The organism is Thermococcus sp. MV11 (assembly GCF_012027285.1).
Taxonomy (GTDB): domain Archaea; phylum Methanobacteriota_B; class Thermococci; order Thermococcales; family Thermococcaceae; genus Thermococcus; species Thermococcus cleftensis.
Map to the genome: position 1 here is coordinate 223,150 of NZ_SNUD01000002.1, position 22,514 is coordinate 245,663.

Sequence of the window (22,514 nt, forward strand, 5' to 3'; positions counted from 1 at the left end):
ACAAAGTGTTAATTATAGCAGGTGCTTTCTCCTTTCGTAATCCTGTTGATGCCAGCCCGAACTCCGGGTTCTAAGCTCCACAGCGTGGGCAACCATCTCGGCACGTCTCTTTGCCTCGGCAATGTCTTTGGCCCAAGCCAAGGCGACGCCGAGCCTCCTTCCAGGATAAGCTTCGGGCTTCCCGAAGAGCCTCACCGTCGCGTTCGGGACGCTGAGGGCCTTTGAAAGACCGCGGAAGCGCGGGGAGTAGCCTGAAACGTTGGCCTTGATTACGTGTGTAGCTGCTGGCGTCAGGAGCGGGAACAGGCGATAACCTTCAACCCACTCGCCGGGAATCGGGAGGCCGAGGACCGCCCTGAGGTGGAGTCCAAACTCCGAGAAGCCAGTCGGGTGGGAGGCGAGGGTTACCATGCCCGTGTCGTGGGGCCTCGGGGAGACCTCGTTCGCCCAGACCTTGTCGCCCTTAACGAACATCTCAACGCCGAACAGTCCGAGGCCGCCGAGGACGTCCGTTATGCGCTTCGCTATGCGGTAAACCTCACGCTCGGCCTTCTCACTTATCTCGGCCGGCTGCCAGCTTGCGTGATAGTCCCCGTCAATCTGGTAGTGACCGACGGGCTTCGGGAAGGTCGTGACGATTTCCCCGTTTTCGTCGTAGTGTCTAACTGCCAACTCGGTAATCTCCACGTCAAAATCAATGTGTTCCTCGACGATTATCTTGTCGGCACTCCCCCGGGCTTTCTTCTTAGCCTCTTCCCAGGCCTTTGGGACATCTTCCGGCCCCATAACGAAGTAGGAGCCCTTGCCGGAGGAGCTCATTATCGCCTTGGTGTGGCAGGGATAGCCTATCTTCTCGCAGGCATCGTAGAGCTCGTCAAGGGTTGTTGCGTATGCGTAGCGGGAGGTGGGAACCTTTGCTTCCTTCGCGAGGGTTTCTCTCGTTCTCTCGCGGTGCATCGCTATCCACGTCGCTTTCGCATTCGGAACCACGAAGTAGCCGTCCGTCTCAAGCTCGAAGAGTGCATCCAGATTAATTGCCTCTATCTCCGGAATTATAGCGTCGGGCTTTTCCCTCTCGACGACCGAGAAGAGGAAGTCAGCCTTACGCATGTCACCGACGTAGGAGCGGTGTGCAACCTGCATGGCCGGGGCGTTGGCGTAGCGGTCAACGGCGATAACTTCAACTCCCAAGCGCTGGGCCTCGATGGCTATCTCCTTCCCGAGCTCACCGCTCCCGAGGAGGAGTATCTTTTGGGCCGAGTCGGTCATGGCCGTTCCGAGCTCATCGCGGGGCTTAATCATAAGGATCACCTCAAGTTTTGACGTTAAAATGTTAAAAATTGCTCATATTTAAGTCTTTTTAAGCAGAAAGATGGCAAACAACCCCACACCTCTTCACAAATACGCAGGAGTAAGGGATTACTATGCCATAATTTCTACCAATTTTGGAACTTTTAGAGCGTTTTTAATGGTTTTATTTAACCAAGGGGTTTTTATATAGCCATTAACTACATGCAGTCGGTGATTTCTTATGCCAAAGTTTGGTCTGTGGTGGGTTAGGTGGAATGGATCTGGCATGTCTAAGGAAACCTCTGGACTGGCTCTCATCATTTTTGTGTTTTCTCTACTGTCTCTTCAGTTCGTTTCGGCGGATTGCTCGCCGTATGAGCTTTATTCTGTAAATTCAATCAGCTCTTTCAACGGCTGGCTCCTCATTGAAGTTGTCAAGAACAGTTATGCCTGCGCGATGATAGCAGGAGAATGGACGCCGGTGCCGGTTGGCATACCCGATGAGTACTACCTCCTCACCGACGGGAACAAAACAATCCTGCTTGGAGGCACCGGCATCGGGCAGGGAATTTTTGTCGGGTTCATGAACGGGACGCTCTACGTTTTAACTGTCACCAGCACCCGCGTTCCATATCAAAACGTAACCATTACGATTGAAGGCAGGCATCACAATTTCACACTTCTCAAAAACGTGACAGTGAAGACGCTCTGCAGGTTCAATGGAACCTGTTGGAAAACGTTTCAACGTGCAGAATCGTTTCGTATCCCAACGGGACAAAAATAAACACCTGCAGGGGATTCCTCTGGAACGCCTCTGCCTTTAAACCTCCTAACGTTTCCCTCGCTGGCTCTCCCGTAAGAATTGAGAACGGAACACTCCACTTTACATTAAGAAGAAAAAGCTACACTCTCGCACTCCCTGAGGGGATCAACGCTTCAAATCTGAAGCTGGAAGCGTTTAGAGCGGAACAGGGGGCTGTCTTGATTAACACGGGAGTAATCCAAGTCCCAGTAGGGGTAAGTATTGATGAGGTCCCGCTACTCTTTACGGTTGAGAATGGAACCGCTCGTTCCCCCAGTGTTTTGAGCCTGGAAAAGTTCGTCTGTGAGAAGGCGAGCGTGAACACGACCAAATCAGCGGGTGGAAACGTCACGGCAAATTCAACGGACACTCCCCCCACCCCACCAATCAAAACCACTCCCTCTCAGCACACCGCATCAAACGACAAAAAGAAGGTCTGCGGGCCAGGGTTGCTCGTCCTGCTGGGCGCGTTGCCCCTGCTCAGGCGCCTTAATTAACAGTTAAATGTTTAATTTTCAATCTTTTTTGACGAAGTTTAGCATGAACACGGCAAACCTTTTAAGCCCGTCCCCCCACTCTCTCCGGTGGTGCTCATGCTGACCTACGCGCAGGCTGGAGTTGATGACGAGAAAACTGCGATGGCCCTTAAAGGAATCATAGGCCTCGCGAAGGAGACGTTCAGGTTCAGAAAAGGAAAGCTCGGCGAACCGGCCGAGAACCTCGGCCATTACGCGGCACTGATGGATTTTGGAGAATTTTACCTCGCGATGACGACGGACGGCGTCGGAACGAAAGTGCTCGTTGCAGAAGCCGTCGGAAAGTTCGACACGATAGGGATAGACATGATGGCAATGAACGTCAATGATTTGCTCTGCGTTGGGGCCGAGCCGGTCGCACTGGTGGACTACCTCGCAGTCAGGGAGCCTGATGAGAGAGTTTTTGAAGAGATAGCCAAGGGTCTTTACGAAGGGGCGAGACAAGCCAGAATAGCGATAGTCGGCGGGGAGACGGCGGTTATGCCAGACCTCATCAACGGCTTCGACTTAGCCGGAACGGCCATCGGCGTCGTGGAGAAGGGGAAAGTCATAACAGGGAAAAAGATAAGGCCCGGCGACGCCGTCATCGGGATCGCCAGTTCGGGAATCCACTCCAACGGCCTCACGCTGGCTAGAAAGCTCCTCATCCCGAAGTACGGCCTCGACTACGAGTACGGGGGCAGGAAACTCTGGGAGTGGCTCCTGGAGCCAACGAGGATTTACGTGAAGGCGGTTCTTGAGCTGCTGGAAAGCGTCGAGGTTCACGGGCTGGCACACATAACCGGGGGCGGGCTGACCAACCTCAAGCGCCTCACGGGCTACGGCTTCAGGCTGAAGATGCCACCCATTGATGGTATATTCAAGCTCGTCCACGAGAACGGCGTTCCGCTGGAGGAGATGTTCCGCGTTTTCAACATGGGGGTCGGCTTCGTCGCGGTGGTCCCGCAGGGGGAGAAGGAGGCCGCTTTGGAAATCCTCAACAAACACTTCAAGAGCTTTGAGCTTGGAACCGTCACGGAAAGGCCAGGAATAACGATAGAGAACTACGGGGTAAGGCTTTAAGCCCCTCTCCCAACTTTTTTCGGTGGTCCCATGGAGCTAACCGTAAAGAAGAAGGCATTCCTTGAGAACCTTCCGGCCGTCGTTGAGGAGGCCGTGAAGGAATACGGGCCCCGATTGAGAAAGATTGTTATCGAAGAAGACGCGAAGGGCTGCTACACCGTCTGGATAACTCACGAGTCCGAACGGCAAGCGTTTTAAGCCCCAGCCCTTTCCAGGTACCATGAGGCCGAGGCCCGTTCCCGAGAAAGCGGTCCTGCTGGGAAAAGATCTGGTAATAGCGGACCTCCACATAGGATTTGAGGAATCGATGGCCAGGGAGGGCAACTACGTCCCCAACCTCCTCGACAGGCTTATCCAAGAGGTTCTGGCCGTTGTGAAAAAGGAAAGGCCGAAGAGGCTCATCATCGACGGCGACCTGAAGCACTCGTTCGTCCCGTTCAGGCGGGAACGGGAGGAGCTGGAGAGATTCTTCGACGCCCTTGAGGGCGAAGTCGATGAGATAATAGTGGTCAGGGGAAATCACGACCCGGGAATACTGTGGCTGAGGGAGAGGGGAGTTGAAATCGTGGACAGGTTAGAAGTCGGAGGGTGGACCTTGGTCCATGGCCACAGGCTGGAGGAAGGAGAGAGGTTCATAATCGGCCACGAACACCCCGCAATAAGGCTGAGGGACGAGGTGGGGGCAAGCGTGAAGGTACCGGCTTTTCTGTGGGGCGAGAGGCTTATCGTCCTGCCAGCCTTCAGTCCCTGGGCCTACGGTAACGATGTGACGAGGGAGATAGTTTCGCCGTTCCTTCGGAAGTTCGGCACCTCAAAGTTGCGCGTGCTGGTGCCCGTCGAGGGAGAGCTCCTGGATTTTGGGGAGCTGGGAAGGCTTGCCGAAATCCTCAAGAGGCTCGGCCCAGTTTGAATTTAGGAAGCAAAAAGTTTTTAATCAAACCCGAAAGAGTTCCAATCATGATACGATGGGCCGAGAGGGAATACAGCGACGAAGAGATATTCTCGATCCTGAGCGAACCGGTTAGGGAGTGGTTTAAGCGGAAGTTCGGCACCTTCACCCCACCCCAGCGCTACGCGGTCATGGAAATTCATAAAGGTGAGAACGTCCTCATCTCCTCGCCAACGGGCTCCGGAAAAACGCTCTCCGCTTTTCTCTCGGCGATAAATGAGCTCATCCTCCTCGGCAAGGAGGGTAAGCTCGAGGACAAAATCTACGTGCTCTACGTTTCCCCTTTGAGGGCTTTGAACAACGACATAAAGCGCAACCTGGAGGGGCCTTTAGCCGAGATAAAGGAAGTGGCGAGGGAGCTCGGCTACGAAATCCCGGAGAGAAGGGTCGGCATAAGGACGAGCGACACTTCAAGCTACGAGAAGAGCAAGATGGTGAGGAAGCCGCCACACATACTCATAACCACTCCCGAGAGCCTTGCCATTGCTTTAAACGCCCCAAAGTTCCGCGAGAGGCTGAGAACTGTAAAGTACCTCATCATAGACGAGGTTCACGCGTTGGCTGAGAACAAGCGCGGTTCCCACCTCGCGCTCAGCGTCGAGAGGCTTCAGGAGATGGCCGAGGAGAGGTTCGTGAGGATAGGCCTGAGCGCCACCATACACCCGCTCGAGGAGGTGGCCAAGTTCGTCTTCGGCTTTGAAAACGGGAAGCCGAGGCCCGGGCTCATCGTTGATGTGAGCTTCGCCAAGCAGACGGAAATAAAAGTCGAGAGCGTCGTTGAGGATTTGATTTACACCCCCGCTGGGGCGCTGAGCGATGCCCTCTACAACAGGCTTGCCGAGCTGATAAAAGCTCATAGGACGACGCTGATTTTCACCAACACGAGGAGCGGTGCCGAGAGGGTCGCCTTCAACCTCAAGAAGCGCTTTCCGGAGTTCGAGGGCCTGATAGAGGCCCACCACTCCTCGCTGTCGAGGGAGGTTCGCTTGGACGTTGAGGAGAGGCTGAAGAGGGGCGAATTACGCTGTGTAATTAGCAGCACATCACTGGAGCTCGGCATAGACATCGGAACGATTGACCTCGTCGTCCTTATCGGCTCGCCGAAGAGCGTGAACCGTGCGTTGCAGAGGATCGGCAGGGCAGGCCACAGGCTCCACGAGGTCAGCAAGGGCGTGATTTTGGCCCTCGACAGGGACGATTTGGTCGAGGTTACGGTTTTAGCGCACAACGCGAGGAACAGACGGCTTGACCGCGTGAAAATCCCAAGGAACCCGCTCGATGTTCTCGTCCAGCATCTCCTCGGAATGGCCCTCAACAGGGTCTGGGAGGTGGAGGAGGCATACAACCTCGTGAGGCGCGCTTATCCCTTCAAAGACCTGCCCTTCGAGGACTTCATGGGCGTTTTGAGGTATCTGGCGGGGGAATACGCAGGTTTGGAGGAGAGGAAGGTCTACGCCAAGATATGGCTCGAAGACGGGCGCTTTGGACGGCGCGGGAAGATGACGAGGGCGATTTACTACATGAACGTCGGCACGATTCCAGATGAGGCCAAGATCCGGGTTTACACGATGGACAAGCAGATGATCGGGACGGTAGAGGAGGAGTTTGCAGAGCGCCTAATGCCCGGCGACATCTTCGTCCTGGCCGGAAGAACATACGAGTTCGTCAAGAGCAGGGGTAACAAGATCTACGTCATTCCCCGCGAAGGGGCGAAGCCAACCATTCCGGCCTGGTTCTCGGAGATGCTTCCTCTCAGCTTTGACCTGGCCCTCGACATTCAGAGGTTCAGGTGGGAGGTTAAGGGGCTTCTTCACCGGAGGGACGCGGTTAGGAGGCTCGTGCGGAAGTACGGGATAGACGAGAAGGCCGCGAGGGCTATAATAGCTTACTTCCGCGAGCAGGCGAGGTATTCGGTAGTTCCTGACGATGAAACGGTTTTGGTCGAGTTCGTTCCGGGAAAGAGGAACCGCTACTTCTTCCACACCATCATAGGGAGGCGCGCGAACGACGCGCTGAGCAGGGCCTTCGCCTACCTCGTGAGCAAGAGAAAGAACTGCAACGTCGGGGTAGCGATAAACGACAACGGCTTCGCCCTGCTCCTCCCGCCGGAGGTAGAGCTGAGCGAGGAGGAGGTAAGGGAGCTTTTCGAGGTCGAGGACCTGAGGGAGACGTTAAAGCTGGCTTTGGACAACACAGAGCTACTGAAGAGGCGCTTCAGGCACGTGGCCAATCGAGGATTGCTTATCCTCAGGCGCTACGTCGGGAGGAGCAAGAGGCTGGGGAGACAGCAGGTGATGGCGGTTTCCCTCCTCAAGGTCCTCAAGGAGAACCACCCCGACTTCCCGCTCCTGAAGGAGGTCTACCGCGAGATTATGGAGGACAAGATGGACGTCGAGGGCGCTGAGCAGTTCCTGGACTGGGTCAGGGAGGGCAGAATAAAGGTGGAGTTCAGGAGGCAGGACGTTCCAAGCCCCTTCGCCTTCAACCTCGAGGCTATAGGCTCGAGCGACGTTGTCCTGATGGAGGACAGGAGGGAGCTGATCAAACAGCTCCACAAAAAGATAATGGCGATGATAGGGGAAGCTCAGGAAGTTCCAGTTAAGCGCTCATAAAGCCTTTCATAGGCGTTTATCAGGTCGCCCCTGTCGAAGCGGAAGACGTCCTTGTCGAGGCTCTCCCTGGTTTCGGCGTCCCAGAAGCGGCAGGTGTCCGGGCTTATCTCGTCGCCGAGCACTATCTCGCCCCTCTCGTTCTTCCCGAACTCGAGCTTGAAGTCCACTAGGATTATCCCGCGCTCGGCAAAGTACTCCCTCAGGACATCGTTAACCTTAAGGGCAATGCGCTCCATCTCCCTGATTTCCTCCTCGCTCACGCCAAGGATCTTTGCGTGGTGGTGGTTTATCATCGGATCGCCGAGGCTGTCGTCCTTGTAGTAAAGCTCGACTATCGGCTCCGGCAGCTCGGTTCCTTCTTCCAGCGGAAGGCGCTTCTTCAGGCTTCCGGCGACGACGTTCCTGACGACAACTTCAAGCGGGTACATTTCAAGCCTCTCAACGATGAGCCTGTTCTCACCGGCGACGCCTATGAAGTGGGTCTTAACCCCCTTCTCCTCGAGGATCTTGAAGAGAACCGCGCTTATCTGGGCGTTGAGCCAGCCCTTCCCCTTGAACTGGGCCTTCTTCTTGCCGTCGAAGGCCGTAGCATCGTCCTTGAACTCCATTATGGCCTTTCCATCATCGAGCGGGATAATTTTTTTCGCCTTACCTTCATAAACCTGCATGGGCTTCACCATGTTTATGTAAAATTTTGGGCTATTTAAGGGTTGTTTTATCATAAAAATGGCAAACTATGGGCAAAGCTTTTAAACACAAAAAGGCTAAAGTAAGGCGTCAGGGTTTATACTTATCGACATTTTAAAGTCAAAAAATTGGCGGGGTTCCTCATGAGGGAAAAGTGCGGGGTCTTCGCAGCAAAAACCGAAAACGCAGCAAGGAAGGCCTACTACGCGCTGATAGCACTGCAGCACAGGGGACAGGAGAGCGCCGGGATAAGCGTGTGGAAGCACCGCATACGGACGGTGACGGGGAGAGGACTCGTCTCGGAGGTCTTCAGGAACGGCGAGCTGGCAAAGCTCAAATCCAGCACGGCGATAGCCCACGTCAGATACTCAACTTCCGGCTCCCCCACCGAAACCCAGCCGCTCGAGGCGGTCTGCTGCGGGAAGAGGGTAGCCGTTGCCCACAACGGGACTCTCACGAATTTCCTTCCCCTCAGGAGGCACTACGAACGGCTGGGAGTTAAGTTCCGCCACACGGTTGACTCCGAGCTGCTGGGGATTTCCTTCCTGTGGCACTTTAACGAGACCGGGGACGAGTTCGAGGCCATGAGGAGAGTCTTCAGCGAGGTTAAGGGCGCTTACTCCGTTGCGTTCCTATTTGACGGGAAGATAATCGTCGCAAGGGACCCCGTGGGATTTCGCCCGCTGAGTTATGGAAACGGAGACGGCCACTACTTCGCCTCAGAGGACTCAGCGCTGAGGCTCTTCGTTGATGATGTGAGGGACGTCAAGCCGGGGGAGGTCTTTCTGGTCTCGGAAGACGGGGTTGAGAGCAAGGTTTTGGCCAGAGAGAGCCACCATCACTGCGTTTTTGAATACATATACTTCGCCCGCCCGGACAGCACCATAGACGGTGTAAACGTGTACCTCGCGAGGGTCAGAATGGGACGGGAGCTGGCAAAGGAGAGCCCGGCAGATGGGGACGTTGTCATAGCCGTTCCCGACTCCGGGAGGGCAGCTGCTCTGGGCTTCTCCCAGGTCAGCGGTATTCCCTACTCCGAGGGGCTGATAAAGAACCGCTACATAGGGCGGACGTTCATAACCCCCGGCCAGTTCTACCGTGAGCTAAAAGTCAAGCTCAAGCTCTCCCCGGTGAGGGAAGTCATTGAGGGGAAGAGCGTCGTGCTGGTCGATGATTCAATCGTCAGGGGGACGACCATGAAGCGCATCGTTACCATGCTTAGAAAGGCCGGCGCGAGAGAGGTTCACGTCAGGATAGCCTCACCCCCGATAAGGCATCCCTGCTACATGGGGGTGGACATTCCGACGAGACACGAACTCATAGCGGCATTTGGAAGCGTTGAGAAGGTGAGGGAATCCATAGGAGCGGACAGCCTGGCGTACCTCAGCGTCGATGGGCTGAAAAAGGCCGTTGGGAGGAGAGACCTCTGCCTGGCGTGCCTCACCGGCGAGTATCCGGAGTGGGCCTTCCGCTTCTGAGCTTTCTCACTTTAGCGGCCGAGAACTTGAACTCCGGCGTTCCGGCCTTGTTCAGCGCCTCGCTCGTCAGCCTGTTGGCCTTGAAGTGGAAGGGAACCGCCACAAGCCCCTCCGGGACACCGCCGAGCTTCGCGCGCATTCGTATCCTCCCGCGCCTCGTTTCTATCTCGACCCAGTCGCCGTCGCTGATTCCGAGCCTCTCAGCGTCGCGCCCGTTGATGAGGGCCCTGGGCTCGCCCATCAGCCCGAGGAGGGAGGGGCTTCTCAGCGTCATCTCACCCGTGTTGTAGTGGCTGATCAGCCGGACGGTCGTCAGGACGAGGGGGAACTCCTCATCTGGCTCTTCCCAGGGAGAAATCCTCTCCACCGCTATGAGCCGGGCCTTTCCATCGGGGGTTGAGAACTCCCATGTGTGAAGCCTCTTCCTCGGCAGGAAGATTCCCTCCCCGGTCTTCAGCTCCTCGACACTCCTGTCCTCCAGCTCCGGAAAGAGCTTGAAGTACTCAGCAGTAATCTCCTCCACCGAGCGGTAGTCAAAGCCGGGCAATCCAAGGGCCCTGCCAAGGGCGGTCAGAATCTCCCAGTCGGGCTTTGAATCTCCAAGGGGCTGGCAGACCCTGTGGCTCCACTGGATTCTCCTCTCGCTGTTCATGTAGCTACCACTCTTCTCGCAGAAGGCACTCGCTGGCAGAATGTAGTGGGCATAGCGCGCCGTCTTGGTCATGAAAATATCCTGAACGACGAGCAGGTCGAGCTTTCTCAGCGCCTCCCTAACGCGGGCAAAGTTAGCCTCGCTGACGGCGGGGTTCTCACCGACGATGTAGAGCGCCCTGACGTCGCCGTTCTCGATGGCCTCCCACAGCTCGGTGAGGTAGAGCCCGCGCTCCGTTGGAAGGTCTTCCACGCCCCAGAGCGACGCAACGCGCTTCCTGAACCTCTCATCGGTCAGCGGAACGTAGCCGGGCAGGAACTCACTGAGGGCACCCATGTATGCGGCACCCTGGACGTTGTTCTGGCCGCGCATGGGGTAGAGGCCACCTTTCTCGCCGATGTAGCCGAGGAGCAAAGCGAGGTTTATTACCGCCAGGACGTTCTCCACTCCGGAAACGTGCTGTGTCAGGCCCATGCCCCACATTATCGCACCGCTTCCCGCGAGGGCAAACTCCCGTGCAACCTCCCGAATGGTTTCAGCTGGGACTCCGGTTACCTTCTCCGCGTACTCGGGTGTGTACTTCATAACCCCCATCTTCACCTCCGAGAAGCCAGAGGTTCTCGTTTTAACGAACTCCTCGTCGTACAGTTCCTCCCTAATTATAACGTTCGCCATCGCGTTTGCGAGGACTATGTCGGTTCCGGGCTTTAAAATCAGTCTGTGGTCGGCGAAGGCCATCGTTCTGGTTTCCCTGACGTCAACGACGATTATCTTAGCACCTTTCCTCTTTGCCCGCAGGATGTAATCCATAACAACGGGGTGGGTCTCGGCCGGGTTGTAGCCCCATATTAGTATAACCCCGAACCTCTCAAGGTCTTCGTAGGGGTTGGTCTGCGCCCCGGTTCCCACGGCAAGCTTTAGAGCGTGGACGCTCGCCTCGTGGCACAGCCTCGCGCAGTTATCTATGTTGTTCGTGCCGAAGAGGCGCGCGATTTTCTGTAGGAGGTAGTTCTCCTCGTTGCTGATTTTGGACGATGCTATGAAGGCGACCGCATCAGGACCGTAGAGCTCGCGAATCTCGAGGAGCCGGTTCGCTATCTCCTCGAGTGCAACGCCCCAGCTTATCGGAACCATCGCCGAGCCGACCCGCTTGAGTGGTCTCTTGAGCCTGTCCTTCGAGAAGACGAACTCGAGGGCGTAGAGTCCCTTCGGGCAGAGCTTCCCGCGGTTGGGTTCGCCGGGGTAAGGCTTCACCATTCTCCTCTCCTCGCCAATAAGGAGCTTGCAGCCGAAACCGCAGTAGGGGCACACCACCGTCTTCACGCTACCACCATTAGACAGGAAAAGCTAAAAAATATAAATTTTTTTGGAGATAATCGACGAAAATTTGTAAAGATTCAGAGGGCCTTCCCTAGGAAGTACTCGTGAACCCTCGTGTCGTCGGTCAGCTCGGGGTGGAACTCGAGGCCGATTAGGTTGTCCTCCTCGACGCCGACAACCCTGTCTCCGAGCCACGCTATCGGCCTCACCCTGTCGCTGAGGAGTTCTACTATCCTCGGGGCGCGAATGAAGACCCCTGGGAAGGGTTCTTCGCTGAAAGCTAGCTTTATCGGCGCCTCAAAGCTGTCCACCTGCCTGCCGTAGGCGTTTCTATTAACACGAACGTCGAGAAGCTCGAGGAACCTCTGCTCCGGAGTGGCGCCGACTACCTCCTTCGAGAGCATTATCAAGCCAGCGCAGGTGCCCATTATTGGAAGCCCCTCCTCACCGAGCTTCCTGACTGGCTCGAGGAGGCCGCTCTTCACCATGAGCCTCGAGATGGTCGTGCTCTCGCCGCCGGGGATTATGATTGCAGAGATTCCTTCGAGCCCTTCCGGCTTCCTGAGCCAGATGACCTCGCCGGAAACCCCGAGGTTCTCCAAAGCCCTTTTGCTCGCCTCTATGTGCTCGCTGACGTCGCCCTGGAGGCCTATGACACCCACCTTGACCATTTCAATCCCTCCAAAAGAGTTGGAAAGGGCTCAGACGCCCCTCTCCTCAAGGCGGACTTCGAGCTCTTCGATGTCCTGACCCTTCATCGGCTCGCCAATCTCTTTGCTTATCTCGACGAGAACATCCGGCTCGTCCCAGTGGTTGACGGCCTCGACTATGGCCCTGGCCATCTTTTCCGGATTGGAGCTCTTGAAGATTCCCGAGCCTACGAAGACGCCGTCCATACCCATCTGCATCATCAAAGCTGCATCGGCCGGCGTTGCAACTCCTCCAGCCGCGAAGTTCACAACAGGAAGGCGGCCGAGCTTCTTTATTTCGAGGAGAACCCTGTAGAGGCCGTCAACTATCTCGCGGTAGGTGTAGTGGCCGTAAATCGGCTCGTTCTCAAGGACCCTCGTTGGGAGGCCAGCTATCTCCTTGACGTTGAGGGCAAGCCTCAGGTATGGCTCTGCGAACTTCTCCGCAACCCCGTAGACCTGCTCGTCGGTCATGGCCTGAATCTGCCTTATCCCCTCGGCGACTAGGCGGACGTGCCTGACCGCCTCGACGATGTTGCCGGTCCCGGCCTCGCCCTTGGTTCTGATCATGGCCGAGCCTTCCCATATCCTCCTGACGGCCTCGCCGAGATTTCTGGCCCCGCAGACGAAGGGAACGGTGAATTCCCTCTTGTCTATGTGGAAGAACGGGTCGGAAGGCGTGAGAACCTCGCTCTCGTCGATCATGTCCACACCGAGGGCCTCGAGTATTTTGGCCTCTGCCACGTGGCCTATCCTGACCTTGGCCATGACCGGAATCGTAACCGCGTCCATTATCTCCTGAATCTTCTCTATCGGGGCCATTCTGGCAACGCCACCTGCCTTCCTGATGTCGGCTGGAACGCGGTGGAGGGCCATGACAGAGACGGCTCCGGCTTCCTCCGCAATCCTCGCCTGCTCGGCGTTGGTGACGTCCATTATGACGCCGCCCTTCACCATCTTTGCAAAGCCCCTCTTGAGCCTCTCGGTACCCTTAGCCTCGATAACATCGAGCCTTCCCATCTCCCTCACCTTTTCAAGTTTTGGCTTGCAATTAAATTCAAGGAAAAACTTGAATATAAACCCTGCCCCGGAAAGTTCACTGAGAAATAAAAAACTCCTCGAAAAAATCAGAAAAAGACGAAAAATCCCCGTTCATATCTTTCCAATTATCTCAAGGCTGACGTCGAAGTTCTTCACAGAGTGCGTCAGGTAGCCGAGGCTTATCACGTCGATGTCAAGCTCGGCGTACTCGGTTATGTTCTCTGGCGTTATTCCACCGCTGACTTCAATTTTAACCCTCTCCCTGAGCCCTTCCCGCTTGAGAACAGTTAAAACCTCGGCTATCTCGGCCGGACTCATGTTGTCGAGCATCACGACGTCGGCCCCTGCCCTGGCGGCTTTTAGTGCGTCCTCAAGGCTCTCGACCTCAACCTCAACGACCTTGTAGGCGGAGATGGCCCTGGCCCTCTTTATCGCCTCCTCCAGCGGAACCAAAGCGAGGTGGTTATCCTTTATGAGTATCGCGTCGCTCAGCGAGAAGCGGTGGGGTTCACCGCCGCCGATGAGTATCGCCCTCTTGTCTATCGGCTTGAGCAGGGTTTTTCTCGTCCCAGCAACCCGAACCTTCGGGTTTACGGCTTTAACCTTCTCGACCAGCTTCCTGACCTCGGTGGCTATGCCGCTCATCCTGCCCATGACGTTTAGGGCGGTTCTCTCGACGAGGAGTATTGCCCTCGCGTCCCCCTCAAGCTCGAGGATAACGTCGCCCTTTTTCACTTCTTCTCCGTCGCGCTTTCTAACCTTCACTTCAACTCCAAAGTGCTCGAAGAGTGCCTTGGCTTCCTCGACTCCCGCTATTATTCCTTCCCCCTTCGCGATGATTACTGCTTTGGCCTTCGTTCCCTCAGGAATAACCGCCTCGCTCGTGACGTCTCCAAAGGGGGCGTCCTCTTCTATAAATTGCAGGAGATAACTAAGATTTATCATCACCCTCACCTCCAAGCAGGAACTTCCAGAGAGGGACGAGCCTAACCTTTTTCCCCTTGACCTCAATGATGTCATCTCTGTCCCAGTTTATTATCGTTAGGTTTTCGCAGTCGAGTTTCTCCGAGGCACTCAGCAGTGCCGAGACCTCCCGTTCGAACGTTTCAGGGCTTTCAAGTGAATAACTGACCTGTATGAGCTCCAGGATATCCTTTCCCTCCTTTACGAGGAAATCAACCTCTCTTCCACGCTCGTCCTTGAAGTAGTAGAGCTCTCTCTCGCGCCTTCTGAGTTCAAGGAAAACGGCGTTCTCAATGAGCCTGCCGATGGTCTCCCCAAAGCGAAGCGAGTAGGCGTTTATCAGGCCGGTATCAACGATGTAAACCTTTGGAAGGCTCTTCTCAACCTCCTTTAGGTTGTAGGAAAACTTCTTGAGCGGGAAGACCATGTAAGCTTCTTCAAAGTAGTCGAAGTAGCTGTAGAGGGTGTTCTTGCTGACGTCCACGCCAATGCCCTTCATGTACCTGGCCGTTCGGTTCACCGAGAACTCCTTGGCAAAGGACGTTATGAGGAGCTTCAGGAACAGCCTGACCGCCTTTAGATTCTTTATCCCATGCCTTTCAACAACGTCGCGGTAGAGCATCACATCCACGTACTCGGAAAGCGTTTTCCGCTTCAGGTACCTGTCCTCGATAAGAACGACCTCTGGAAAGCCGCCGAACTCCAGATACTCCCTCAGAAGGGTCTTGACAACCGCCTCTTCTCTCGTCGAGAGATACCTGCCCACCTCAATCCCCTTGGCCCTGAGGAACTCCCGGAAGCTGAAGGGCATCATCTCAAACGTCAGCGTCCTTCCGCGGAGGGCTGTCGCTATCTCCCTGCTGAGGAGCTTTGAGGAGGAGCCGGTCAAGTAAACCCTGAACCCATCGCGCTCCAGGACACGCTTAACGAAAAGCTCCCAGTTGGGGACGTTCTGAATCTCGTCGAGAAAAAGGTACTTCTCGTCGGCATCTGGGAAGAGCTCGTAGAACACCCTCACGAGGGTTGAAAGGTCATCGGGCGTTGGAGGGAATATTCTGTCATCGTCGAGGGGGAAGAAGACGGCCGCTTTACCGGCATTCCTCAGTTTGGAAAACTTTTGAAGGATGTAAAATGTCTTTCCGGCCCTTCTTGGGCCGATTATTGTTATTGCCTTGTTTATCCGGATGTCCTCTGGAACGCTCAGCTCCCGCTCGACACCCTCAACGCTGAGATTGAGGTAGTCCATCACAATTTGGGCTATCGTTTCCTCGCGGCTCATGTTAAATGAAGAGGTAAAAATCCTTAAAAAGTTTCCCTCCCTACTTAACAAAAATGGCGGAATCTTTCCCTCCAGACTTAACTCATCTCCAGCATCTTCTCGATGGCCCTCTTAGCTTTCTCGGCTATCTCTCTGGGCACTTCAACCTCGTACTTCATGTCCCTGAGGGACTCGTAGATGTGGTTGAGCGTTATCGCCTTCATGCCGACGCAGATTGCGTCTTCCCTCGCCGGGTGGAACCTAATATCCGGGTAAAGCTTCTGAAGGCGGTAAACCATCTCGTGCTCGGTGAACACCACCCACTCGTTCCATTCCGGTGCGCGCCTTATCATTCCGCCCGTGGAGACTATGATATCTGCCCTCTCCTGAACCTCGGGCTCGCACTCCGGGTGAACCATCAGCTTGGCGTTCGGATAGAGCTTCCTTGCGCGCTCCACATCTGCCAGCGTGAACTTCCTGTGGACGTAGCAGTGGCCGTGCTCGGGGACGGGAACGACTTTCTTTCCTGTGACCCTGGCGACGTAGCTCGCGAGGTTCTTGTCGGGACCGAAGATTATGACATCGGAATCGAGCTTTTCAACTATTTTGACGGCGTTGGCGGAGGTAACCGTAACGTCGGCGTAGGCCTTGGCCTCGGCGGTGGTGTTCACGTAGAGAACCACCGGAGCATCAGGATACTGCTCCTTGGCCCTGAGGATGTGCTCGACCTTCAGCATGTTGGCCATCGCGCAGGTCGCCCTCCTCGCCGGCAGGAGGACGGTCTTCTCCGGGTTGAGGATTTTGGCGGTCTCGGCCATGAAGTCCACTCCCGCGAAGACTATGACGTCCGCGTCAACCTTAACGGCCTTCCTCGCGAGCTCCAGGCTGTCGCCGAGGAAGTCCGCTATGTCCTGAACCTCGGGGAGCTGGTAGTTGTGGGCCATTATTATGGCGTTCCTCTCTTCCTTGAGACGTTCAATCTCGGCTATGAGCGTCTCCTTCTCCATACTCTCACCTCGCTTGAATTGTGGTAGAAGAGGGGGATTAAAAGGGTTTTTGGACACCTTTGGTTAGAGCCTGCACTCCCCATCGAAGAAGCTCGGCCTCTCGAACTCCTTCCTCATAACGGGGAAGTCCTCGCGGTAGTGGGCGCCCCTGCTTTCCTCCCTCACCAGGGCACACTCAAGAACACCCCTCGCGAGCAGCTTAAGCCTTGGGTCGGCCTCGATCTCGCCAAGCTTTTCCAGGCCGGCCCTCAAGTTGCTGGCAGTCCTCACAATGCCAGCGTGCTCCCACAGTATTTCCCTGAGGGCTTCAACGTCCCCAAGGGAGTCGAAGGTGTAGGGAACCTCTGGAACCCCGCCAAGTCTCGGCCTATCCCGCGCTATCGTCCTCGCGACCTCAAGTCCGCTCACGATGCACTCGAGGAGCGAGTTGCTGGCGAGTCTGTTCGCACCGTGGAAGCCGTTGCTCATGGCCTCTCCGACGGCGTAGAGGTTTTTAATCCTCGTTCTGTACCAGATGTCTACGGAGATTCCCCCGATGGTGTAGTGAGCTATTGGGGAGACGGGAATTGGGTCCCTGGAGGGGTCGAGGCCGTCCTTCCGCAGGAAGGCGTATATCTGGGGGAAACGCCTCTTGAAGTCCTCTATGCCAGTCGCGTCGAGGAAGACCCTCTTACCGGCCCTCATCTGGTTGTATATGGCCCTTGCCACGATGTCCCTCGTGGAGAGCTCGTTCACGAAGCGCTCGCCGTCTTCGGTGATTAGCTTTGCCCCGGCACCGCGGACGGCTTCGCTGATCAAAAAAACAACGCTCTTTCCGATGTAGCCCGTTGGGTGAAACTGGACGAACTCCAGATCCCTCGCCGGGGCGCCTTTCATAACGGCATCGCCGATGAGGGTGCCGAGGTTGAGGGGGGAACCGGCAGTGTACTTGAAGAGCGAAGCGAAGCCACCGGTTGCTATGATAGTAGCGTCAAACCCAAGGAGCTCGCCATCAAGAAAGACCCCGTAGGCCTTTCCTTCCCTCGCGACCAGCTCCTCGGCAAGGCCATCGACGAAGTGGACGCCCGCCTCCCTCGCCACCAGGTGGAGGAGCTTCATTAGGTGCTTCCCGGTCTCGTTCTTAATCGTGAAAATCCTGGGAAAGGAGTGCCCGCCCTCGGTCTCGTTGGTCTCAAACTCAAGGCCTATTGAAAGAAGGAACTCGTAGGCCTCGCTTGCCTTAGAGACCACGCTCCACACGACCTCCTCATCGTTGAGGTACTTGCCAGCCCTGATCGTGTCGAGAACGTGAGTCCTGGGAGAATCACCGTCCAGAATGGGAAAGGCTATTCCAGCCTGGGCGAGGTAGGAGTTGCTCTCCCGTATCCCCTCACCGATGACCGTCACGTCAAAGCCCCGCCTCGCCAGGGCTATGGCTGCCGTCAATCCCGCGGCACCGCTTCCGATGATTCCAACCCTCATCTCACCACCGGAGAAAAGATAGAGGTAGGACTTAAACGCTTTTCTACCAACGTCTCATCAGCAGTGCCGCCGTCACAGCCAGAACCACCACCGTGGTTGAAGCGCCAAAGAAAGGTACCGCCACTGTACTGGCAGGCACGATGCCAACGTCCCCAACGAGGGTGCTGAAGTAGCAGTTGCTCCCACAGTCAAAGGTCTCCACGACGCTCCCTACTCCCGCCTTCTCCGTCACGTTGTCTATATAGAGGTCGTACTGCGATGTTTTGTCCCACGACCCGGCACCCACACGGAGAACCTCCACCGCCCCACCCGTGGCGACGTTTCTGACTTCAAGCCCATCGACGTAGAACTTAACCGACGCCGAATCAACCGCTATGGCCAACCTGTGCCAGGAGGAGGTGACGTTGAAATCAGTGTCGGTACAGCTTGTCCAGCCGTAGCAGGCGTAGAGAGCGGTTCCGTTTCCGTAGTAAGCCCAATCGAAGTGAACCTCGACGGTGCTCCCACCCTGGTCAAGAACCAGGTACATCAACTGCACTCCCGCACCGGAGGAATCCCAGTTCCTCAAGAGAACGTCCCAGCTGACGTTGTATGTACCCCCCGAGACGTCGTAGCTGGGGTAGCGCTCAATCACGGAATACCCCGTTGTGTTGTGGGAGCTAACCCTAAGGACGTAGTTCACCTTGGGGACCCCCGCCAGAACGGCCGCCTCGTCCACCACATAGCTTGAGAGGCTGTCCCACGGATTGTCGTCTCCATCATCGGTCACGTACACGTAGTACGCCTTAGATGCAAGATCCTTGAAGGCCGTCTCATCGAAGGAGGACACTCCGTATACCATAGCACCCAGCTTCGAGGGGTCGGTGCCACTTGGCCAGGAGGGGGGATAGTCTGGACTGTCGTATATCACCAGGACGTCGAAGATCGCGGTGTAATCCGCTAGGGTGGAGGGGTCATAGGCGCCGGGGTTTCCGACCACGAGGTACGACTGTGACTTGCCCTTCACGTAGTTCACGAGACTGGAGTAGTACCCCTCAGTACCGGCCGAGACGTTCACACCGTCGAAAAATATCCCGCTGACGTTGTACCAGGAGACCCAACTGTCTATCTCGTCCTCGACTATTGAGGAGTCGCGTTTCCCGTAGTTGGTCCACACGTAGCCGAGAACCGATATCCCCGCGTCACGCATCTTCTGTATGTACTCGGCGTAAACGGAGTCCTTTTGGTACCCCGGGCCGTTGGCAGGGTTGGCTATAATCACAATGTTAACAGAGTACTGGGCTTTAAGGCCAATGACAGAATCCCAAGAACAGCCCGGATAAACGTATAATGGGATGAGAAGGGACTGAGTTCCGGCTCCAGAGACCACCGGGGGTGCGAACATCAAACCAAGACCAACAACCATCGCGAGTATTATGGGCCCCGATGATTTCATCTTCTCCACCTACTTTAGTTCGGCCGCCTAATTTTAAAAAAGTGTTGAAATCCAGTGAGTTACGTCATGAGCAACAAACGTACCAAAAAAGGAAGGCAGAAAATTCATCTCCTGGCCACAAACCAGGCGATCACCACGAGAGCAACGGCCACGGCGGGGGTACCAAAGAACGGCACTTGGTTGACCTCACTGACCGCCGTGAGGTCCGACTTGTACTCCGAGCTTAGGGCGCGGCCGTTATCAGCTTCAAGCCACCCAATTGCGTAGGCCTCGACTGGAGTTACAGAAGATACCGCGAGAGATGGATACCTGAAGTTGCCGGAAGAAGGTATTATGGAGAGGGCCCCCAGGATGTCCCCGTTCAAGCCTATCTTAACCAGCTTGATCACGTACACCAAGTCAGAAGTCTGGTTCTCATAGGCAAAGACCAAGTATGGGGAGGTCTCGTTGGGCACGAGATCCAGATCTCCCCTGACAGAGCTCCGGGCCCTAGAAAGCTCGACCACCTGACTGTAAGTTCCGGGTGATTGAGGATCGGGTATTTCGATCACCACCCAGGAATAGGGGGAGTAGTACTCCCTGTACGCCACGAAGAACCCGCCCATTCCCGGAGCGACGCTTACCGCGGATACACGAACAGGAAAGCTTGCGCGGTGAACGCTCGACAGGTTAATGGCACCACCCGGGAGAAGTTTAAAGTCGATAAAGGTTAGATTGTAGCTGGATCCGTCGTTCCAGCTCTCTCTGAACGCAACTCCGAAGTATCCGCTCTCCCGGTCGTACGCTATTACACTGTAGTGAATCGCACCCTTCCCGGTGTAGAGAAGTCCCCTATCAACGATGTCCCCCGATGCATCAAGAACCGAGTAGTAAAGCTCGTTGCTGTTGTACTTCTCGTATACCACGACGAAGTATCCTCCTCCATTGGACACGCTAATATAATCGGGCTTTATTACGTCCAGTCGAGTGGTTCTGGTGACTGTATCACCGTTTGAATCAATGACGCTGTAGTAGATGTAACTGTCGTTCTTGGCCTTCCACACCACAATGTACCTCACAAAGCTATCTTCGACCAAGGAATCAACGTCCAGCACCACGTTAGAGTTGAGGACGTAAACCCCAGCTACAGAGTCCACGGTAACATTTTTTACCGGATTGTCATCGAGCACTCTGACGAGGGTGGCGTTCACAAAGGAGCCGTCTCCGCGAACTACTATGTAGTAATCCCCTCCTGGGGCAACCGCTACCGTCTCGGCAGGACCGATAACGTTGTACTCCTCAGCCGCCACCAGGGGAGAAATGATAAAGATGAGCAACAACAGTGACGCCCATCTCATTATATCCCACCAAATGGGATATTAAGTACCACTTAAAATAATTTCGGTGGGACAACCTGCTTACCTAGTTGGATAGTTCGGGGCCTCGTTGGTGATGAAGATGTCGTGCGGGTGGCTCTCCCTAACTCCCGCCTGAGTTATGATCACGAACTCTCCCTTCTCCTTGAGCTCGGAAATGCTCCTTGCCCCGACGTAGCCCATTCCCGAGCGGAGTCCCCCAACGAGCTGGTAGAGAACCTCACCGACGGGCCCCTTGTAGGGAACGACGCCTTCAACGCCCTCCGGGACGAACTTCCTCGTCTTCATGTGGCCCTTCTGGTAGTACCTCTCCGCTCCACCCTTCATCATCGCTCCGAGCGAGCCCATGCCGCGGTACTGCTTGTACCTCCTGCCGTTGATTACAACCTCCCTGCCCGGTGCCTCTCTGGTTCCTGCCAAAAGGGAGCCGAGCATAACAGCGTCAGCCCCAGAGGCGATGGCCTTGACTATATCGCCGGAGTAGCGGATTCCGCCATCGGCTATGACATGAAGCCCATATTCACCTGCCCTGTCCGCGACGAGAGCTATGGCAGTAACCTGGGGAACTCCAACGCCAGCCACGACCCTCGTGGTGCATATGCTCCCCGGTCCGATTCCGACCTTGACCGCGTCGGCAAAAGTCAGGTCATCGACCGCCGCGGGGTTGGCGATGTTTCCGACGATCAAATCAGAATCGACGGCTTCCCTGATTTCCTTCATGGCCTTTATCGCCTTGAGGTTGTGGGCGTGGGCCGTGTCTACGACTATTATATCCGCGCCGGCCCTGTCGAGTGCCTTTGCCCTCTCGAGGTCGAAGGGGCCAACTGCCGCGGCCACGAGCAGGTCGCCGTTTTCGTCCCTCACCGCGTTCCTGTACTTCTTCCTCATTAGGAGGTCGCTCATCGTGATTATTCCCACTAGGCGGCCGTTTTCATCGAGGACAGGCAGTCTCGCTATCCCCCGCGCCACCATCACGTCGAGGGCCTCCTCCACGGAGACGTCCTCTCCGACCGTTATGACCTCGCCGGTCATGACCTCCCTGACGAGCCGGCCCTCCTTTGCCGCTATGTCCTTCTTGGTGACTATCCCCACCACCCTTCCGTCACCATCGACCACGGGGAGGCCGTCGATGCCGTTCTTCTCCATCAAAAAGAGGGCGTAGTCAATCGTCTCGTCCGGTGAGATTGAGATTACATCTTCAACGATGAAGCGCTCCGCCCTCTTGACCTTCCTCACCTGTTCGACCTGTTCGCTCACGCTCATGTTCCTGTGTATGACGCCGAGACCGCCCTCCCTGGCCATAGCGACGGCCATCTCCCACTCGGTCACGGTGTCCATCGCCGCGCTGAGAATCGGGACCTTGAGCCTGACGTTGGGGGTTATCCGAGTCGAGACGTCCACGTCCTTGGGCTCGACCTCGGTCGCCTGCGGTATGAGGAGAACGTCGTCAAAGGTGTAGCCTTTGATCGCATTAACAAGTTTGTGTTCAAACTTCCCCATCTTTGCCGGACCTCCACGTCCTTTTTAACGTGAACCTGTCAAGGGTTTTTAAGGGTTTCCTCGGCGGTTCCCGGAACCCGGAGCGATGCAGGTGGGGTATTCGAACGTTTTCAAACCCACAAGCCAGTTTTACAAACGTAAACCTTTTAAGCAGATGCCCATGTCCGTGCACGGTGGTTCGAGGTGAAGAGGCTCGTCATAGCACTCTCCTACGCGGCGCCGCTGCTGCTCACCGTCGGCGTCATAGCCCTGATGATATGACAAAATTCGGGGCAGAATCAGGCAGTCCGTTCAACCTTTTACCATTTTTCCGCGTCATTTAGTCACACGTTCAAGGGAAGCACCGGAAGACTAAAATATCCATCGATGACCACATTTTTCGGTGAACTGCCATGGAAGCCGAAGCGAAGAGTATCA

General features: G+C 55.8%; 19 protein-coding genes. 7 read left to right on the forward strand and 12 right to left on the reverse strand.

Annotation, left to right across the window (positions count from 1 at the left end):
- Nucleotides 1–12: 12 nt before the first annotated feature.
- Nucleotides 13–1,302 carry a phosphoribosylglycinamide formyltransferase 2 gene (purT, locus tag E3E27_RS06605; protein ID WP_167773913.1) on the reverse strand — a complete coding sequence of 430 codons (1,290 nt, stop codon included), beginning with the start codon at nt 1,300–1,302 and terminating at the stop codon, nt 13–15.
- A gap of 229 nt (nt 1,303–1,531) precedes the next feature.
- Here purT and E3E27_RS06610 point away from each other — a divergent pair, with 229 nt between their 5' ends.
- From E3E27_RS06610 to E3E27_RS06635, 6 genes are all read left to right on the forward strand, one after another.
- The gene (locus E3E27_RS06610) at nt 1,532–2,074 is read left to right on the forward strand and encodes a hypothetical protein (RefSeq protein ID WP_167773914.1); all 543 of its coding nucleotides are present in this window, start codon (nt 1,532–1,534) and stop codon (nt 2,072–2,074) included.
- A complete protein-coding gene (locus E3E27_RS06615) occupies nt 2,020–2,589 on the forward strand; it encodes a hypothetical protein (RefSeq protein WP_167773915.1) in 570 nt (189 codons plus the stop codon). The genes E3E27_RS06610 and E3E27_RS06615 overlap by 55 nt, the downstream gene beginning before the upstream one ends.
- A 96-nt stretch (nt 2,590–2,685) precedes the next feature.
- Nucleotides 2,686–3,690: a phosphoribosylformylglycinamidine cyclo-ligase gene (gene purM / locus E3E27_RS06620; protein ID WP_167774077.1), complete on the forward strand. Its 1,005-nt coding sequence runs from the start codon at nt 2,686–2,688 to the stop codon at nt 3,688–3,690.
- Between the two features lie 30 nt (nt 3,691–3,720).
- The gene (locus E3E27_RS06625; protein ID WP_167773916.1) at nt 3,721–3,888 is read left to right on the forward strand and encodes a hypothetical protein; all 168 of its coding nucleotides are present in this window, start codon (nt 3,721–3,723) and stop codon (nt 3,886–3,888) included.
- A gap of 22 nt (nt 3,889–3,910) precedes the next feature.
- Nucleotides 3,911–4,600, forward strand: coding sequence for a metallophosphoesterase (locus tag E3E27_RS06630; RefSeq protein ID WP_167773917.1), 690 nt, complete (start codon nt 3,911–3,913; stop codon nt 4,598–4,600).
- Nucleotides 4,601–4,647: 47 nt separating this feature from the next.
- Entirely contained in the window at nt 4,648–7,251 is a 2,604-nt protein-coding gene (locus E3E27_RS06635) for an ATP-dependent helicase (protein WP_167773918.1), read from the forward strand.
- Here E3E27_RS06635 and purC read toward each other — a convergent pair.
- A complete protein-coding gene (gene purC / locus E3E27_RS06640; protein ID WP_305793605.1) occupies nt 7,224–7,919 on the reverse strand; it encodes a phosphoribosylaminoimidazolesuccinocarboxamide synthase in 696 nt (231 codons plus the stop codon). The genes E3E27_RS06635 and purC overlap by 28 nt on opposite strands.
- Before the next feature lie 162 nt (nt 7,920–8,081).
- On the opposite strand from purC, the gene purF reads away from it, so the two are divergent.
- Nucleotides 8,082–9,416, forward strand: a complete 1,335-nt coding sequence (gene purF, locus E3E27_RS06645; RefSeq protein ID WP_167773920.1) for an amidophosphoribosyltransferase — start codon at nt 8,082–8,084, stop codon at nt 9,414–9,416.
- On the opposite strand, the gene fdhF is transcribed toward purF, so the two are convergent.
- The 10 genes from fdhF to guaB all read right to left on the reverse strand — a co-directional run bounded on the left by fdhF (nt 9,379) and on the right by guaB (nt 22,097).
- The gene (fdhF, locus tag E3E27_RS06650) at nt 9,379–11,391 is read right to left on the reverse strand and encodes a formate dehydrogenase subunit alpha (RefSeq protein ID WP_167773921.1); all 2,013 of its coding nucleotides are present in this window, start codon (nt 11,389–11,391) and stop codon (nt 9,379–9,381) included. The genes purF and fdhF overlap by 38 nt on opposite strands.
- 74 nt (nt 11,392–11,465) lie before the next feature.
- Nucleotides 11,466–12,059, reverse strand: a complete 594-nt coding sequence (gene pdxT, locus E3E27_RS06655) for a pyridoxal 5'-phosphate synthase glutaminase subunit PdxT (RefSeq protein ID WP_167773922.1) — start codon at nt 12,057–12,059, stop codon at nt 11,466–11,468.
- Nucleotides 12,060–12,089: 30 nt separating this feature from the next.
- The gene (gene pdxS / locus E3E27_RS06660) at nt 12,090–13,097 is read right to left on the reverse strand and encodes a pyridoxal 5'-phosphate synthase lyase subunit PdxS (RefSeq protein WP_167773923.1); all 1,008 of its coding nucleotides are present in this window, start codon (nt 13,095–13,097) and stop codon (nt 12,090–12,092) included.
- Between the two features lie 132 nt (nt 13,098–13,229).
- Nucleotides 13,230–14,063: a carboxylating nicotinate-nucleotide diphosphorylase gene (gene nadC, locus E3E27_RS06665; RefSeq protein WP_167773924.1), complete on the reverse strand. Its 834-nt coding sequence runs from the start codon at nt 14,061–14,063 to the stop codon at nt 13,230–13,232.
- Complete coding sequence (locus tag E3E27_RS06670) at nt 14,050–15,360, reverse strand: ATP-binding protein (protein ID WP_167773925.1); 1,311 nt, start codon at nt 15,358–15,360, stop codon at nt 14,050–14,052. The genes nadC and E3E27_RS06670 overlap by 14 nt, the downstream gene beginning before the upstream one ends.
- Nucleotides 15,361–15,437: 77 nt before the next feature.
- Entirely contained in the window at nt 15,438–16,346 is a 909-nt protein-coding gene (gene nadA, locus E3E27_RS06675) for a quinolinate synthase NadA (protein ID WP_167773926.1), read from the reverse strand.
- 63 nt (nt 16,347–16,409) lie between these two features.
- Entirely contained in the window at nt 16,410–17,807 is a 1,398-nt protein-coding gene (locus E3E27_RS06680; RefSeq protein WP_167773927.1) for an L-aspartate oxidase, read from the reverse strand.
- 43 nt (nt 17,808–17,850) lie between these two features.
- Entirely contained in the window at nt 17,851–19,242 is a 1,392-nt protein-coding gene (locus E3E27_RS06685) for a spherulation-specific family 4 protein (protein ID WP_240910690.1), read from the reverse strand.
- Between the two features lie 104 nt (nt 19,243–19,346).
- Nucleotides 19,347–20,579 (reverse strand): hypothetical protein, encoded by a 1,233-nt coding sequence (locus E3E27_RS06690; RefSeq protein ID WP_167773929.1) that lies wholly within the window; start codon nt 20,577–20,579, stop codon nt 19,347–19,349.
- A 60-nt stretch (nt 20,580–20,639) separates the two neighbouring features.
- Nucleotides 20,640–22,097, reverse strand: a complete 1,458-nt coding sequence (gene guaB / locus E3E27_RS06695; protein WP_167773930.1) for an IMP dehydrogenase — start codon at nt 22,095–22,097, stop codon at nt 20,640–20,642.
- Nucleotides 22,098–22,514: the final 417 nt, after the last annotated feature.

Coding starts and splice junctions, on each gene's coding strand:
- purT (WP_167773913.1), bottom strand. CDS start 1,302: ATGATTAAGCCCCGCGATGAGCTCGGAACGGCCATGACCGACTCGGCC.
- E3E27_RS06610 (WP_167773914.1), top strand. CDS start 1,532: ATGCCAAAGTTTGGTCTGTGGTGGGTTAGGTGGAATGGATCTGGCATG.
- purM (WP_167774077.1), top strand. CDS start 2,686: ATGCTGACCTACGCGCAGGCTGGAGTTGATGACGAGAAAACTGCGATG.
- E3E27_RS06625 (WP_167773916.1), top strand. CDS start 3,721: ATGGAGCTAACCGTAAAGAAGAAGGCATTCCTTGAGAACCTTCCGGCC.
- E3E27_RS06630 (WP_167773917.1), top strand. CDS start 3,911: ATGAGGCCGAGGCCCGTTCCCGAGAAAGCGGTCCTGCTGGGAAAAGAT.
- E3E27_RS06635 (WP_167773918.1), top strand. CDS start 4,648: ATGATACGATGGGCCGAGAGGGAATACAGCGACGAAGAGATATTCTCG.
- purC (WP_305793605.1), bottom strand. CDS start 7,919: ATGCAGGTTTATGAAGGTAAGGCGAAAAAAATTATCCCGCTCGATGAT.
- purF (WP_167773920.1), top strand. CDS start 8,082: ATGAGGGAAAAGTGCGGGGTCTTCGCAGCAAAAACCGAAAACGCAGCA.
- pdxT (WP_167773922.1), bottom strand. CDS start 12,059: ATGGTCAAGGTGGGTGTCATAGGCCTCCAGGGCGACGTCAGCGAGCAC.
- pdxS (WP_167773923.1), bottom strand. CDS start 13,097: ATGGGAAGGCTCGATGTTATCGAGGCTAAGGGTACCGAGAGGCTCAAG.
- nadC (WP_167773924.1), bottom strand. CDS start 14,063: ATGATAAATCTTAGTTATCTCCTGCAATTTATAGAAGAGGACGCCCCC.
- E3E27_RS06670 (WP_167773925.1), bottom strand. CDS start 15,360: ATGAGCCGCGAGGAAACGATAGCCCAAATTGTGATGGACTACCTCAAT.
- nadA (WP_167773926.1), bottom strand. CDS start 16,346: ATGGAGAAGGAGACGCTCATAGCCGAGATTGAACGTCTCAAGGAAGAG.
- E3E27_RS06680 (WP_167773927.1), bottom strand. CDS start 17,807: ATGAGGGTTGGAATCATCGGAAGCGGTGCCGCGGGATTGACGGCAGCC.
- E3E27_RS06685 (WP_240910690.1), bottom strand. CDS start 19,242: ATGAAATCATCGGGGCCCATAATACTCGCGATGGTTGTTGGTCTTGGT.
- E3E27_RS06690 (WP_167773929.1), bottom strand. CDS start 20,579: ATGAGATGGGCGTCACTGTTGTTGCTCATCTTTATCATTTCTCCCCTG.
- guaB (WP_167773930.1), bottom strand. CDS start 22,097: ATGGGGAAGTTTGAACACAAACTTGTTAATGCGATCAAAGGCTACACC.